This is a genomic window from Marinobacter sediminum (genome assembly GCF_023657445.1).
GTDB classification, from domain to species: domain Bacteria; phylum Pseudomonadota; class Gammaproteobacteria; order Pseudomonadales; family Oleiphilaceae; genus Marinobacter; species Marinobacter sediminum_A.
Genome location: NZ_JAGTWY010000001.1, coordinates 1,678,245 through 1,691,886, shown reverse-complemented (window position 1 = coordinate 1,691,886; position 13,642 = coordinate 1,678,245). Strand labels below are relative to the sequence as shown.

The window sequence follows — 13,642 nt, the reverse complement described above, 5'->3', positions numbered from 1 at the left end:
TTACCCTAGAGGGAGCTACTACCTCAGGAATTGCGCTCCGTTCAGGCCCGTTGAACCAGATACGGCTGATGAGCTAAAGGATCTTTCTCCCAATTATCACAAAGTGTTAGCTCAAAGCTCTGCTGCAGAGGGGTTGCAGCTTGATCAAATTGCCGGTTGTGGCTACCGAAAGGCACTAGAGTTTTTGATCAAAGACTATGCTATTCACAAGCATCCAGATGATGCGCCATCTATAAAGAGAAAGTTGCTCGGTGCCTGCATCAACGAATACTGCACCGATGCCAACGTAAAGGCATGCGCTTCGCGGGCTGCTTGGATAGGGAATGATGAAACCCATTATGTTCGAAAATGGGAAGAAAAGGATCTCAGTGACCTTAAAGTTCTCCTTCGTTTGACGGCAGCGTGGATACTAAATGAGTTGCTTACTGAGAAATACTTAAGGGAAATGGAGTAGCTCGTCTGAAAACACTTTAACAAGTGCAGGCACGGCGACGCCCATTACATTGCGCCTTCGGCTCCATTCCATGGGCGCGCATGCTGCAAGCGTTATACCGTTTAAGGAGGTTTTATGGGTTGGCTTGAAGATGTCGCAAAAGTCCTCCCTGTGGAGAAGGCTTATGACGATATTGCTTCTCCTGCCTTCAAGGAAATAGGTGAGGCTGCTAGAAACACCGTGAAGGCATCACGGTTTCTTTTGGCTCCAATAGATTATTTGGCAGCACAGCATGAAAGGTGGCTGAATTTTTTAAAGCGAGTGAATGAGAAAGTTCCTGAGGAAAATCTCATTCCCGCCCATCCCCAACTTGCGGGGCCCGTTTTTGAAGGTCTCAAGTACCAAGAGCAAAACAGCCTACTTGCAGAGCTATTTCTAAATCTTCTGGCACGCGCCATAGATAAAGAAAGAGCAAATGAGGCACATCCGGCCTTCGCAACGATCATCTCTCAACTTTCACCAGATGAAGCCCAGATAATTTTCTATCTAAGCAAGGGGGAGCGTCCGCTTAAGCAATATTCTCCGTTTAACCTGGAAACCAAGTTGTTTGAAAAAAAAGAGGTTCGGGAGAACCATTTTCCCTTAGAACACCTTGTCTTTCCGCAAAACTATTTTTTGTACTTAGATCATCTGAATAGCCTTAACCTAGCAGGTGCTTGGCAGCATGGGCATCAAGAGCCAATTTATGAGAATGGTTCACAAGTAGGTGTGAATATAACTAGTTATGCCCGTTTAACTTCTTTCGGTCAGCTCTTTGCTGAAGCATGTATGCCTGAGGAAATTGAGAGCTTTAGCGCGGTATAACAAGTCACTGTTGCGGGACAATTATTCCACCGCTTCGCGGCTCCAAAATTGCCGCAAAGTTTCAGCGTTAGGTTCACAGGGAGGAGAGAGTAATGAAGCATAAAGTTGAACAGCTAAAGTGGCTGTATGGCGCATTTACAGGGGCGTGCGTAACCTACTTTTTGGCTTTGCTAAGTTCGAACCAGCCTGTATCCGGTTCGCTTTTCCTGTTCCTCGCAACTTGTCTGTTCGCTGGTCTTCTTCCGGTTTTTGCTGGTTTCACATTTGTGCACGCCTACCTGATCGAGGACCAAACTCCGGCAAAGAAAGTCGAAGCTGCACTTGGTTCTGAAAGGGTAAAGACCTTGACTCGATATGCTCTTTGGGCTTTTTTCGCAGCATTCGTTTTACTTGTATCCCATTTCTCGTTAGTAGCGGGAGTCATAATGCTGGGCGGATCTTGGTGTATCCGAGAAGAGCTCAAAGCGTTCATTGGGAGTGTTCGGGATGGTACCTAACAATGCCATTAAGGTTGTTCCGGGCCGACGGCCCTCCACCGGAGGCCCTTGCCAGGGCGCCGCTTATGGCTGGCGTTAGGCTTATAGGGGGAACATTGTTGTTCGTGGGAAAATGTCGACCGTGAAGTATTTCCTGATCTTGCTCGCTATTTTTGCGACCTTTGGCCTCTTCTCAGGAGCTTCTGAGCCCGTCATTTCTCCACTTCAGGGAACGTGGATAGAGCCAATACTGCATTCATTGCACATCGGAAATTCAATTCTATTCAGCTTGTCCGTCGCTTACTTGGGAAGCTTCTTTTTCTGGGCCCTCGTAGTTCAATACCCAGAGGTAAAGCGCCGAAAATTGCTACGGGATAACTTGAGTCAGCATTATCAACAGTTTAAGGAATCAGTGATTCAGGTGTTACTTTGGAGTTCTGTTGGCACCCACGATTCAAAGTTGCCCAGAAAACTGTGTGACCACGTTGAGTTCAAAGCGTATTTTGACGCGAATAACAAGCAGCGCTGGTACGAGGCGCTTAATGGTCTTGATGATCGAAATGACTTCCTCCAGGATCTTCTTTTCGAAATGGAATTGCTGGCTTCTGAAGTCAATTATGTACTGAACAATGTTGCCATTCAGGACGAGAGAGTCCACAGGTCCTTCAAGCTATTAAACCAAAATATCAACAGGTTAAAGAATTCTAGTGCATACACGGATGATCCTGTGAAGTACGTGGGCAATTTCTTGTGGGGGATTCTTGCTCGGTGGAGCTTTATCGATGGCCAGCAACAGGATGACTTTCTCGAACTAATGATCAAAAGAGTGTGACCCGGTGCCTTGGCTGATGGACCAGAAACCTAACTAGGCCATCCACCGGACGCCAAAAACTCCGCTTCGCTCCGGTTTTGCCGCCGGTGATGGCAAGCGTTAGCCGTCAAATGCGACCGGCTTGCTAAGGTTGGATCTTATGAAGATCAAGAAACTGAAGCTTTACCACTTTCCGGCCACTCGAAGCGCTCGAGTTCGCTGGGCCTTGCATGAAACAGTTGGCGATGATTTTGAGGTTCAGACTGTGCAGCTTTATAGCGGGGAGCAATACAGCGAAGAATATCTGCTGAAGAATCCGAACCACAACGTACCGTTGCTTGAAATTGTTTTGGAAGATGGTTCGGTCCATCGAATGCTGGAGAGCGTGGCTATGGTGGAATGGCTTGTAGACGCTTTTCCTGAAAAGCGGCTTTCGCCACCGGTTGGCCAATCGCTTGAACGAGCCGATTTTCTTCAAATGCTGCATTTCGGTGGCACATGGATGGATATGATGCTGTGGCAAGTTCGGATACACGAGCACGTTTTGCCTTCAGCGCAAGCCGACTCAAGAACGATCGAACGTTATCGGAAAAAGTTCGTTGAGGAAGTTGAGCCGCAGCTCAAGGAAAGGCTATCCCGGATGCCCTTCATCTGTGGGGAAGAATTCTCCGGTGCGGATATCGTTATTGGTCACAATGTGACGTGGGCGCGGGGCTACAAACTCTGCCAGGACGACATCTTTCGCGAGTACCTGTCTAGGATTTCAAAACGCCCAGCATTCGTGAAATCTTTTGAAGATGCCCGAGATTTCACGCCCGAAGTTCCGGACAAAGACCGAATGAAGAAATTTTCGGGTTGAGGAAACGTAGAGGAAGAAATGACTGGCCAGGGAGAGTTGACGGCTAACAAATCGTTGCAGCGGACATTTGACCCGCCACCTGCTTTTTCTGCTGCAAAATCAGGCGTCGCCTCAAATGCCGGTGACCTCAGGCGTTAGCCAGCTTCAATAGGACCCCGTATGGAAAAGTTAATCGAAACGGAACAGCATGGACGCATAGTGATCGCGAAATTCAGCAATCCGCCGTATGCGTTGCTGACAGAATCAATGTGCAATGAACTCAATGAATTGATCGTGTCGGTAGATCGCGATCAGAATGTCGGTGTTGTGGTGTTTACCGGTTACGACCCCAATAGATTCATATCTCATTACGATGTTGGTGAACTGTTGGAAGTAGCCAAAAGCTCACCGTCTATCTCAATAGGTCAGGCCAGATTTGCATTGGCCGCTGTCAGGGCGCTAAAAAGAATTCCCGGAATGCGGTGGCTGCTCCAAAAATCACCGGCTGCAGGCCTCCTACAGTTACAAAAACTCCATGAAACCTTGCAACTGATGGGGCGCAGTGGAACGATTTTTATCGCTGCAATCAACGGCCAAACAGGGGGCGGTGGCTTAGAATTCGCACTCGCATGCGATATACGCTTTATATCCGATAGTGCAGAACTTGCACAATTCGAAGTTTTGCTCGGTTTCCCGCCCGGAGCAGGTGGGACTCAAAGATTGTCACGCCTTATCGGGCGTGGTGCAGCTTTAGAGCTCATGCTTACTGGTAGGGGAATCTCACCTAAAGAATGTTTATCCCTGGGACTCGTATCTGAGGTGATTCCTCATGAAAAGCTGCTTGACCAGGTTCTCAGGAAGGCTGAACCGCTATCTCATCGCAGCAAAGCTGCTGTAGCGGTGATTAAGCAGTCGGTTATCGAAGGCGGGTCGTTGGCGCTCGAGAAGGGTTTGCAACTGGAACAAAGCGTATTTCTATCATTGTTAGGGTCAAGTGGCGCGAAAAGGGCTTCTAAAGCATACGTTGAGTTCATTGATTCAAAGAAAGTTCTTCCCGTAAATGACCCAATCGCGAGAACAAAACTAGAGGCTGGTAGTTTTGTAGATCTAACCGATGGCTAACAAGTACATTAAATTCGCTCCCTATGGTCGCCGGACGTCGCTGACACTCCGCCGTTTATGTCGGCGTTAGGCAGTTCTGGCTGATGCAGCCATTTTTTACTAAGTTCGCAACCGGAAGCTCAAAATCATGTTGGATCTGCTGTTCGTCGCTATCGGAGTTTTGCTTCTAACGGCTGGTGGTGAAGCGCTTATCAGAGGATCTCTGGCAGCAGCAAATCGGCTAGGAATTTCTCCTTTGCTCAGCGGCTTGTTAATTGTCGGTTTCGGAACGTCTGCGCCAGAGCTGGTAGTCTCAGTTGAGGCTGCCCTTAGTGAGCGGCCCGACATCGCAATTGGTAATGTCGTGGGGAGTAATATTGGCAACATCCTGCTGATTCTGGGCTTATGCGCACTGATAACGCCTCTTGCTGTCAAACCGCTTGCATTACGGCGGGATGGTGTCACGGTTGTCGCGGCTAGCATTTTGTTTCTTGTTCTTGTTGGTGGGGATGCGCTGGTAAGGTCTGATGCTGCCATATTCATTTTGGCGCTCGCCGCTTATCTAATCTGGGCTTATTCGACCGAGCGCTCTGGAGAAGCGCCTTCTGCTGGGTTGCACATAGCCGAAGGAGAGGAAGTCACATCTCTGCCAAAAACAACGCTATGGATAGTCATGGCGGTTATGTTGGGTTTGGTCCTTTTGATCGCCGGCTCACAAGTACTGTTAAAGGGAGCCATCGGGATCGCCGAGTCGTTCGGGGTCTCAGAAGCTGTGATAGGTTTGACCCTTGTGGCGGTTGGCACCTCTCTGCCCGAGCTTTCGATATCAGTAATTGCGGCGTTCCGCCGACATGCCGATGTTGCTATTGGGAATATCCTGGGCAGTAATATTTTCAATCTCTTGGGTATACTCGGCATTTCCGCGTTGTTACAGCCGCTTCCAGTCCATGAGCGAATCCTGCAGTTTGATCAATGGGTCATGTTGGGAACGTCGCTGATTCTTTTGTTCTTTTTATATACAGGTAGTCGTCTTAGCAGACTCGAAGGAGGATTGCTGCTGTTGGGCTACGGTGTATATGTAAGTCTGAGTTTCACGGTATTCGGTACATAAACGGTGGAAACGAGAATGTCTAACCAGGCCAAGCACGACGACAGCTTTTTCGTTGCGGCTACGTCTCCACTACAAAGCTGCGCGTGTTGGTGGCGTTAGCTTTAATCAGCATGAACGAAAGAACATGAGTTTTAGCTATTCTGTATAGGCAGCTTAGATGTAAGAAAACAAGAAGGATTCAAGTACCGCTATGAATAAAAAATCTACCTTCGACCAAGTTCGCGCCGAACAGCTGAAATACAACGCCAAGCGAGATACTGGCTATCGAGAGCAGGCGCTGAAGCTATTTCCCCATATTTGTGGTCGCTGTGCGCGGGAGTTTTCTGGTAAGAATCTACCAGAGTTAACCGTTCATCATGTCGATCACAACCATGATAACAATCCGCCGGATGGCAGTAATTGGGAACTCTTGTGCCTGTATTGCCACGATGAGGAGCACTCCAAATTCGAAAATCTCGTGCGTTATGGCAGTAGTAAAAAAAGCGAGCAAGCTCCAGCAACCTATAATCCCTTTGCAGGATTAAAGGAACAAATGGATAAGAAGAACTAGCTCCCTGGTACATTCTTATCAACAAAGTGGACTTACCCCGGTGCAGTGGACACTCCTAGCCGATGATTCAAGCGCTAGATGCCCGATCGGGAATTGGATCTGCTCCGGGATCGCTAACCGTTTGCACCAATATGTCGGCGAAGATTCTGAAATTTCCGCCGATACTGGGTTGGTGTTGTCCCGACACGTTGCAAAAACTTCCGGCCGAAAAAGCCTGCGTCCTGGTAGCCGACGGCCTCGGCCACGGCTTCAATAGGCATGTCTGAGGTTTCCAGTATCTGTTTCGCTTCCTCCAGTCGCAACGTCAGTACATATTCAATGGGCGTCATACCGGTCGCCTGTTTGAAACGGCGCTTGAATGAGCGCTCGCTCAGGCCGCTCAGTGCCATCATGTTGGCGACAGGCGAGGATTGATCATAGTGCTCAGCCACCCAGACCTGGCACTTGGCAATAATCGCATCCTCAGCCTTGCGCCCACACGAGAGAACGGCATAGGGTTGTTGCCCCACTTCATGCCAATCGATCAAATGCACCTTGGCGACACGAACTGCTTCTTCCACACCACAGAACCGGGCGATCAGGTACAGGCCCAGATCCATCCAGGAAGTACCACCGCCTGCCATGATTAGACGCTGCTCTTCTCCCGATGTCACCAGCGCGCGATTGGGATGAAGCCTGACCTTCGGATAACGGCGGCTCACGAAATCGCAGAATCCCCAGTGGGTGGTCGCGTCCTGATCATCTAGCAGACCGGCTTCTGCCAGCAGCAGCGCGCCGGTGCAGGCCGCCGCGATTATCCCGCCCTTATGCCAATAGTGCTTCAGCCAATCTATCTCCTCCGACATGCCAATCGCGAAATCGCTGTGTGGCGCAATCGCGATTTCCAGTACGCAGACCGCATCGGGATGGTAATCGGCATCGAGAGAACGGTGCGGCATGATCCAGCCGTTGTTGGCCACTTGCATCGGTTCTCCGCTGGTCGAAACAATCGTGGGTCTGATCAGGGGAGTGCCTGGTTGCCCTTGGGTGATCAATCCCCAGTCACGCCCTGCTGAACACAGCAGGTCGTTCATCCCGTAGACGGTGGATGACGTGGTTTCCGCGACAGTGAGAATGGCTATTTCCATTGGCCGGTTGGTCAGGGGTGAAGCCATAAGCGTGCTCTTACCTCGCAATGTATTCATCTGGGCCAATCCACGTTTCTGAGTTGTCAGCTTCAGGACAGCCCTCTCCACAGAAAGATTAGCCGCAAACCCATCCCCACGTCCTCCCGCGCCACATGCTTTTTGGCAGATTTGGCAGATTTGGCTGTTTTTGGGTGTTTTTCACTTAAGGCGACCGGGCTGGTCCGCCATAGCATGGATCGTGAACCCAACAACTGGATTGACCGATGAACGCTATAGAACCAACCGACACACAGACTCTTGCTTCGGAACAGGAAACCTTCGTCGAGACGCTCGTAACCATGCTGAACCACGGGGCAACAGTCACCATGATCTCGCTGGGCCACCGGCTGGGACTCTTCGATATTCTGGCGGAGCTGCCTCCGGCCAGCAGCGAGAACATTGCAAAGCTGGCTGGGCTGGATGAGCGCTATGTCCGGGAATGGCTGGCTGTCATGACCACGGCGAGGATTGTGATCTACAACGCCGTCGACGGCCATTACCAACTTCCAGAGGCCCACGCCGCTTGCCTGACCCGAAAAGCGACCCCCGGCAATGTGGCCGTGAATGCCCAGTTTGTGCCGTTGATCGCCAAGATGGAGGACGCCCTGATTGACTGTTTCCGCCAGGGCGGCGGTCTGCCTTATCACGTTTATCCCTGTTTCCATCAGGTGATGAGTGAAGACAGCGGGCAAACCGTTGTGGCGGCGCTGCATGATCATTTACTGCCGCTGGTGCCTGGTCTGTCGCGTCGCCTGGACGACGGCATTGATGTGCTGGATGTGGGCTGCGGAGCGGGGCGGGCATTGCTGACTCTGGCTGAAAGCTTTCCCAGCAGCCGTTTCACGGGCTACGACCTGTGTTCCGATGCATTCGAGATTACCGCGAGGGAGGCAGCAGAGCGAGGTCTGACCAACTTGACATTCGAAGCGCGGGATCTTCGGGATTTCCATGAGCCCGGGCGTTATGACCTGGTCATGTCCTTCGATGCCGTGCATGACCAGGCCGATCCGCAGGCCCTGTTGGCAGGGATTGCCACGGCACTGCGGGCGGGCGGTGTTTACCTGATGCAGGACATCGCCGGTTCCAGCTTTCTGCAAAACAATCTGGATCATCCGCTGGGGCCGTTGCTCTACAGCATTTCCTGCGCCCACTGTACGCCGGTTTCGCTCTATCAGGGCGGTCCGGGGCTGGGCACCATGTGGGGTGAGGAATTGGCCACCGTCATGCTGAAGCGGGCCGGCTTTGAAGATATAGACACCCAACGGCTGGAACATGATCCCTTCAACGTCTACTTCGTTGCCCGCCGGGAGGACGCTGGCCGGACACCTGAAGAGAACCGAAAGACAGGGCAATAAAGCCCCGACCCGGGAGGAATACCACCATGAAACGCCTGTTCTTTTCTACCTATGCGCTGATCTGCTATGCCGTCGGACTCGGTTCTCTGCTCTATTTTATGCTGTTTCTGCAGAACCTGTGGGTACCCAAAACTGTCGACGTGGGGACGGCTTTCTCCACCAACTACGGATTCGAGGTTAATCTAGCCGGGCTGATCCTCTATCTGACGGTGCATTCCGTGATGGCCCGGCCAGGTTTCAAGCGCTGGTGGGCCGGCATTGTTCCCCCGGTACTGGAGCGGAGCACGTACATCCTGATTTCCGGCGGCACCCTGTTGTTGTTCCTGCTGGCCTGGCAGCCCATAACCACACCGATCTGGACCATTGAAAACGTCTACGCCGCTGTCGCTCTGTATGCACTGTATGCGGTGGGTTGGGGCACGATGGTGTTGGCGACTTTCAATATTGACCATTTTGCCTTTTTTGGCGTGCGTCAGGTCTGGACCTGGGCGCTGCGTCGGGCCCCCCGACCTGCGGCGTTCACCGCGCGTTACCTCTATGGAGTGACCCGGCATCCCATCAGTCTGGGTTGGCTGATTGTCCTCTACGCGACACCCCAGATGACGGCCGGACACCTGACCATGGCGTTGATCTGCACGCTCTATATCGCCGTCGTGACCCCGATAGAAGAGGCCGATCTGCTGCGTGAACTGGGCGAGCCGTATCGAGCCTATCGGAAGCGGGTACGGGCGTTCATGCCGGTGCCGCGCCGGCCGGAGTGACACAACGCCACCGTTGCAATGGAGCAGAGGTGGCATCAGCCAACCCATGCCAGAGAGGTGACTTATGAAAGCGCCTGTTTTTAAAACCATCATGAATGTCTATCCCCCGTACCTCGGGACGGGTATCCGCGTGGCTCACGTTTCACCTGACTACCGCCGGGTTGACGTGGAAATGAAGCTGCGCTGGTACAACCGCAACTACGTGGGTACGCACTTCGGGGGCAATCTCGCCAGCATGACGGATCCCTTCTTCGTGTTGATGCTCGTTAACATTCTGGGGCCTGATTATCGGGTTCTGGACATGAGCGGCACCATCGATTTCCTGCAACCGGCAAGAGGCCGGGTTCGGGCCCGTTTCCAGTTATCCCGGGAACAGATTGATGAAATCGTCGCGGCAACGGCTAACGGGGACAAATACCAACCAGTCCTGAAAGTGAACATTGTCGATGAGCAGAACGAGACTGTGGCCCGGGTTCGCAAAACCCTTTATGTCCGGCGCAAAAAAGCGCGCCTGGTCGAAGCGACCTGCTAGTCGGGGGAGGATTCCATGCAAGCCAATCAAAGCAACGATCTATCCCGACAACAGGTGACCATTATCGGTGCCGGCACGTCGGGGCTCTCACTGGCTTACTTCCTGAAGCGGCGCGGTATCTCGCCTGTGATTCTGGAAGCTGCTGAGACGGCGGGAAGCTCATGGAGCCGCCGGCATAAGCAATTGCGGTTGAACACCCATCGCCGTCGGTCCTCGCTCCCCGGCCAGTCACTGCCAAGACGGCTCGGGACGTTTGTTCACCGGGACGATTATGTGGAGTACGTGAAGCATTACGCCGATTGGTTGGCGCACAGACACTGCATCGAAATTCGTCACGGCGTCGCTGTCCAGCGCATTGATCAGACGCCGAATGGCTGGACCCTGGGAACCAGCGAGGGGACAGTGAATACCCGGCAGTTGGTTGTGGCCACGGGGCCGGAGCGTATTACCTATATTCCGGCCTGGCCCGGTCTGGATAGTTGCAGCATGGAGAAGCGACACGCCGCTGATTTTGGGGATATCAACGACTACAGCTGGAAACGTGTGCTGATCGTCGGGGGCGCCAACTCCGGGATCGATATCGCGAACTGGCTGGCACGGCATGGGCGATGCAATTCATTGGCCATTTCCATGCGTCAGGGGACGCACCTGTTGCCAACCCGCCTGTTCGGGATTTCGACCCAGCTGACCGCGCCTTTATTGGGGGGCCTGCCACTTCATGTTCAGGACTGGATTGGCGCCCTGATGTCAAAACTGTCGTTCGGGGATTTGACGCGATGGGGAATTCGCACGCCGGATATGGGGGTCTGCACGCGTCTGGCAAGGGAGGGAACCGCCCCGGGGTTTGATGACGGGTTCGTCGCCGCAGTCAAAAGAGGCGAGGTCCAGGTACTGCCTGATGTCCGGCGTTTTACGGCGCACCGGGTCGAGTTCACAGATGGTTCGAATCTGGTCTGCGATACCGTGATCTTCGCAACCGGATACCGCACGGGGCTGCCGGCATTACTGAACGTCACGTCCGTTCTGGATGAGCGCGGTCGACCCAAAGTGGATGCGCCGGATGCTGACGAGCGATATCCGGGCCTTTGGTTCTTCGGCATGCGTCCCAGGCTTGAAGGCAATATCTACGCAAGAGTTAAAGAAGCCCGGCAGTTGGCCAGAGTACTGGCAAAACAGCATGCTTAACCGGAGGACTCCATGAAACTGACCATGTATCAAATCGACGCATTTGCCGACCGCCGTTTTGAGGGTAATCCGGCGGCAGTCTGCCTGCTTCCGCACTGGCTGGACGACGAGATTATGCAGGCCATTGCGCAGGAAAATAACCTTTCCGAAACAGCGTTTGTCGTCGAGTCTAAGAGAGGCTATGAGATCCGATGGTTCACGCCAGCCCGTGAAGTGGATCTGTGCGGCCACGCGACCCTGGCCAGCGCCCATGTTGTGTTCAACAGTCTGAACCGTGGCGTTGAGGAGGTGGTTTTTCAGTCCCGAAGCGGCCCCCTCAAGGTAGGCAGGGACGGCGACTTGCTGGAAATGGATTTTCCGGCACAGCCACCACAACCCTGTGCACTGCCGGCAGCCGTTCGAAACGCCTTTGATGAAGCGCCTTCCCATTGCCTTCGGGGCGACGACTTTATCGTGGTATTTGACAGTGAAAACGCCATTGCCTCCGCACGGCCGGATCTTCAGGAAATTCAGAAATTGCCCCTAAGAGGTCTGGCTATTACTGCGAAATCAGAAGCCTATGACTTTGTGATGCGATTCTTTGCCCCCAGGTTCGGCATCGATGAGGACCCGGTTACCGGTTCGGCATTTACTCAACTCATTCCCTATTGGTCCGGTGTGCTTGGCAAGCGCTCAATGGTGGCCCGGCAGGTTTCCAGTCGTGGTGGAGATGTCCGGTGTGAGATGCAGGGTGACAGGGTAAAGATGGCCGGCAGGGCCGCCACTTATTTTGAAGGTAAGATCAGAATCTGACGGACGAGTTCTGGCTGAGCCTTTACTCAAGAGCGTGCTCGCACGATCACCGCCATCAATCACCGGATGATCGGTGCCTCTCAGAAAATGAAGGTAATATACATAGAGTGAAGAATGACATGGCAAAGCAGGAAGTCAGGCTTGTCGTATCGTACAAGATCAACGACTTAAAGTTATTTGAGACTGTAGCCGCGGAGTGTTGCGAGTTTGTTTCGCGTCATGAAGAGGGCACGTTGGCCTATGATTGGTATGTTGCCGAGGACAAGGCCAGCGGCAAGCTGTTTGAAGTCTACCGGGATAAGGATGCCTTTGAGGCCCATTTGTTGGGACCGGTCTTCACGGAAATCGGCCCTAAATTCAAAAATGCTATTACGTGGCTCTCCATCGATTCTTTTGGCCCCCTCCCGGAGGTTTTTTATGACATTCTGGGGGCCCTGCCCAATCGGAACTGGGCGGCTCCAATTTCGTCCGGGAGCGAGCGTTGGGAAGCTGTGAGGGAGCTCTGACCGTGATGGTGGCATTGTCAGTTGAACGCAGGCGCCGGGGCGCGCCAAACAAAGAAGCGAGGAAACCATGTCCGACTGTACCTCCGGATCAAAGATCAGTTGCGAGATTCGTTGCATGGACCCCGCGGTGGTCGAGACGGCGTTGGCGAATGGAAGCACCTTAATTCTTCATTGTGGTTAGGCGTTTTTTCATGCTTTATCGTTCATTATTTGTCCATTATGGATGATTCAAACTATGCTGGCGGCCTTATATTTAATCATTTCGGTAAGTTGGCCGACACCGCATTTGCGGTAATAACTTACGGCTTAGCTTCAACAACAGCAGTTGCAATGCTAAAAGGAGTTTATGTACAACAATTCTTTGACGAAAAAGTGTATTTTCGGAACTTTGACCAAATTGATATTTATTCTACGCTTGTTGTCTGTATTTTCCTCTTCGGCTACTCAATGTATGCAGCCATTACAGCTCTTAAAAACGCTGTAATTCTTTCAAAATCAGAAACAGCTATTCCGGTTAATGAGTGAACCCTATAACAAATCAATTAACCACGCGCCTCCGGCGCCGGACGCAGCAAAGCTTCGTCGGTTATTGAGGCGTTATGTGTCCAAGTTACCCACGAAAAGTAGACACCCTGTATGCTCATACTAACCCTTTAATTTACTATTAATTTAAGCCTTAGGAGGCTCTCAACATGACACTACATCTAGAACTTGCTCCCCTGATCTCACTCGCAGCAGGAATCGGTATCCTTGTGTTCCCCAAGCTTCTCAACTATATCGTTGCGGGCTACTTGATCATTCAGGGTGTGTTGGCGCTGACTGGAAATGGTTTTTAAGTGTATTTCAACACTACGCTATCAATGTGCTAAGCAAGGCTAGCAAGACACGGCTTGGCACTTGTTCCTTCCACGGCTTCAATGAAATCAACGATTAAGCTATATCCGCTGGTATATCTATTAGGTTATACACCGTTCTGACCCCGTTGATCTGGGGTTCAACACAACCGTAATTTCGGCAAATGCATAACAATCGCAGGCACAGCGACGGCTTTTTCGTTATGGCTTCGCCTTCACTGCAAAGCCGCGCGTGCTGCGGGCGTTATGTGGGTAAGACCAGTGGTAAATCCCAAGCACACCACGGAGATAGGTCTACATGGGTGAA

General features: G+C 52.1%; 17 protein-coding genes. 16 read left to right on the top strand and 1 reads right to left on the bottom strand.

Annotation, left to right across the window (positions count from 1 at the left end):
• Positions 1–133: 133 nt before the first annotated feature.
• The 8 genes from KFJ24_RS08050 to KFJ24_RS08015 all read left to right on the top strand — a co-directional run bounded on the left by KFJ24_RS08050 (position 134) and on the right by KFJ24_RS08015 (position 6,184).
• Positions 134–454 (top strand): hypothetical protein, encoded by a 321-nt coding sequence (locus tag KFJ24_RS08050; RefSeq protein ID WP_250830555.1) that lies wholly within the window; start codon positions 134–136, stop codon positions 452–454.
• 114 nt (positions 455–568) lie between these two features.
• The gene (locus KFJ24_RS08045) at positions 569–1,297 is read left to right on the top strand and encodes an Abi-alpha family protein (protein ID WP_250830554.1); all 729 of its coding nucleotides are present in this window, start codon (positions 569–571) and stop codon (positions 1,295–1,297) included.
• 92 nt (positions 1,298–1,389) lie between these two features.
• Entirely contained in the window at positions 1,390–1,794 is a 405-nt protein-coding gene (locus KFJ24_RS08040) for a hypothetical protein (protein WP_250830553.1), read from the top strand.
• 121 nt (positions 1,795–1,915) lie between these two features.
• Positions 1,916–2,605, top strand: a complete 690-nt coding sequence (locus tag KFJ24_RS08035) for a hypothetical protein (RefSeq protein WP_250830552.1) — start codon at positions 1,916–1,918, stop codon at positions 2,603–2,605.
• A 139-nt stretch (positions 2,606–2,744) separates the two neighbouring features.
• A complete protein-coding gene (locus tag KFJ24_RS08030; protein ID WP_250830551.1) occupies positions 2,745–3,443 on the top strand; it encodes a glutathione S-transferase family protein in 699 nt (232 codons plus the stop codon).
• Positions 3,444–3,602: 159 nt separating this feature from the next.
• Positions 3,603–4,544, top strand: a complete 942-nt coding sequence (locus tag KFJ24_RS08025; protein WP_250830550.1) for an enoyl-CoA hydratase/isomerase family protein — start codon at positions 3,603–3,605, stop codon at positions 4,542–4,544.
• Positions 4,545–4,671: 127 nt separating this feature from the next.
• Positions 4,672–5,634, top strand: a complete 963-nt coding sequence (locus tag KFJ24_RS08020; RefSeq protein WP_250830549.1) for a calcium/sodium antiporter — start codon at positions 4,672–4,674, stop codon at positions 5,632–5,634.
• 190 nt (positions 5,635–5,824) lie between these two features.
• Complete coding sequence (locus tag KFJ24_RS08015) at positions 5,825–6,184, top strand: YajD family HNH nuclease (protein ID WP_250830548.1); 360 nt, start codon at positions 5,825–5,827, stop codon at positions 6,182–6,184.
• A gap of 113 nt (positions 6,185–6,297) precedes the next feature.
• Here KFJ24_RS08015 and KFJ24_RS08010 read toward each other — a convergent pair whose 3' ends face one another.
• Positions 6,298–7,368 (bottom strand): GlxA family transcriptional regulator, encoded by a 1,071-nt coding sequence (locus KFJ24_RS08010; RefSeq protein WP_250830547.1) that lies wholly within the window; start codon positions 7,366–7,368, stop codon positions 6,298–6,300.
• A gap of 206 nt (positions 7,369–7,574) precedes the next feature.
• Here KFJ24_RS08010 and KFJ24_RS08005 point away from each other — a divergent pair, with 206 nt between their 5' ends.
• The 8 genes from KFJ24_RS08005 to KFJ24_RS07970 all read left to right on the top strand — a co-directional run bounded on the left by KFJ24_RS08005 (position 7,575) and on the right by KFJ24_RS07970 (position 13,317).
• The gene (locus KFJ24_RS08005; protein ID WP_250830546.1) at positions 7,575–8,705 is read left to right on the top strand and encodes a class I SAM-dependent methyltransferase; all 1,131 of its coding nucleotides are present in this window, start codon (positions 7,575–7,577) and stop codon (positions 8,703–8,705) included.
• Positions 8,706–8,731: 26 nt separating this feature from the next.
• Positions 8,732–9,466, top strand: coding sequence for a methyltransferase family protein (locus KFJ24_RS08000; protein ID WP_250830545.1), 735 nt, complete (start codon positions 8,732–8,734; stop codon positions 9,464–9,466).
• Positions 9,467–9,530: 64 nt separating this feature from the next.
• Complete coding sequence (locus KFJ24_RS07995) at positions 9,531–9,998, top strand: DUF4442 domain-containing protein (protein WP_250830544.1); 468 nt, start codon at positions 9,531–9,533, stop codon at positions 9,996–9,998.
• 15 nt (positions 9,999–10,013) lie between these two features.
• Complete coding sequence (locus tag KFJ24_RS07990; protein WP_250830543.1) at positions 10,014–11,183, top strand: flavin-containing monooxygenase; 1,170 nt, start codon at positions 10,014–10,016, stop codon at positions 11,181–11,183.
• A gap of 12 nt (positions 11,184–11,195) precedes the next feature.
• A complete protein-coding gene (locus tag KFJ24_RS07985; protein ID WP_250830542.1) occupies positions 11,196–11,975 on the top strand; it encodes a PhzF family phenazine biosynthesis protein in 780 nt (259 codons plus the stop codon).
• Between the two features lie 119 nt (positions 11,976–12,094).
• The gene (locus tag KFJ24_RS07980; protein ID WP_250830541.1) at positions 12,095–12,481 is read left to right on the top strand and encodes a putative quinol monooxygenase; all 387 of its coding nucleotides are present in this window, start codon (positions 12,095–12,097) and stop codon (positions 12,479–12,481) included.
• Positions 12,482–12,502: 21 nt separating this feature from the next.
• Positions 12,503–13,006, top strand: coding sequence for a hypothetical protein (locus KFJ24_RS07975; protein ID WP_250830540.1), 504 nt, complete (start codon positions 12,503–12,505; stop codon positions 13,004–13,006).
• A gap of 167 nt (positions 13,007–13,173) precedes the next feature.
• Complete coding sequence (locus KFJ24_RS07970) at positions 13,174–13,317, top strand: DUF3096 domain-containing protein (RefSeq protein WP_250830539.1); 144 nt, start codon at positions 13,174–13,176, stop codon at positions 13,315–13,317.
• Positions 13,318–13,642: the final 325 nt, after the last annotated feature.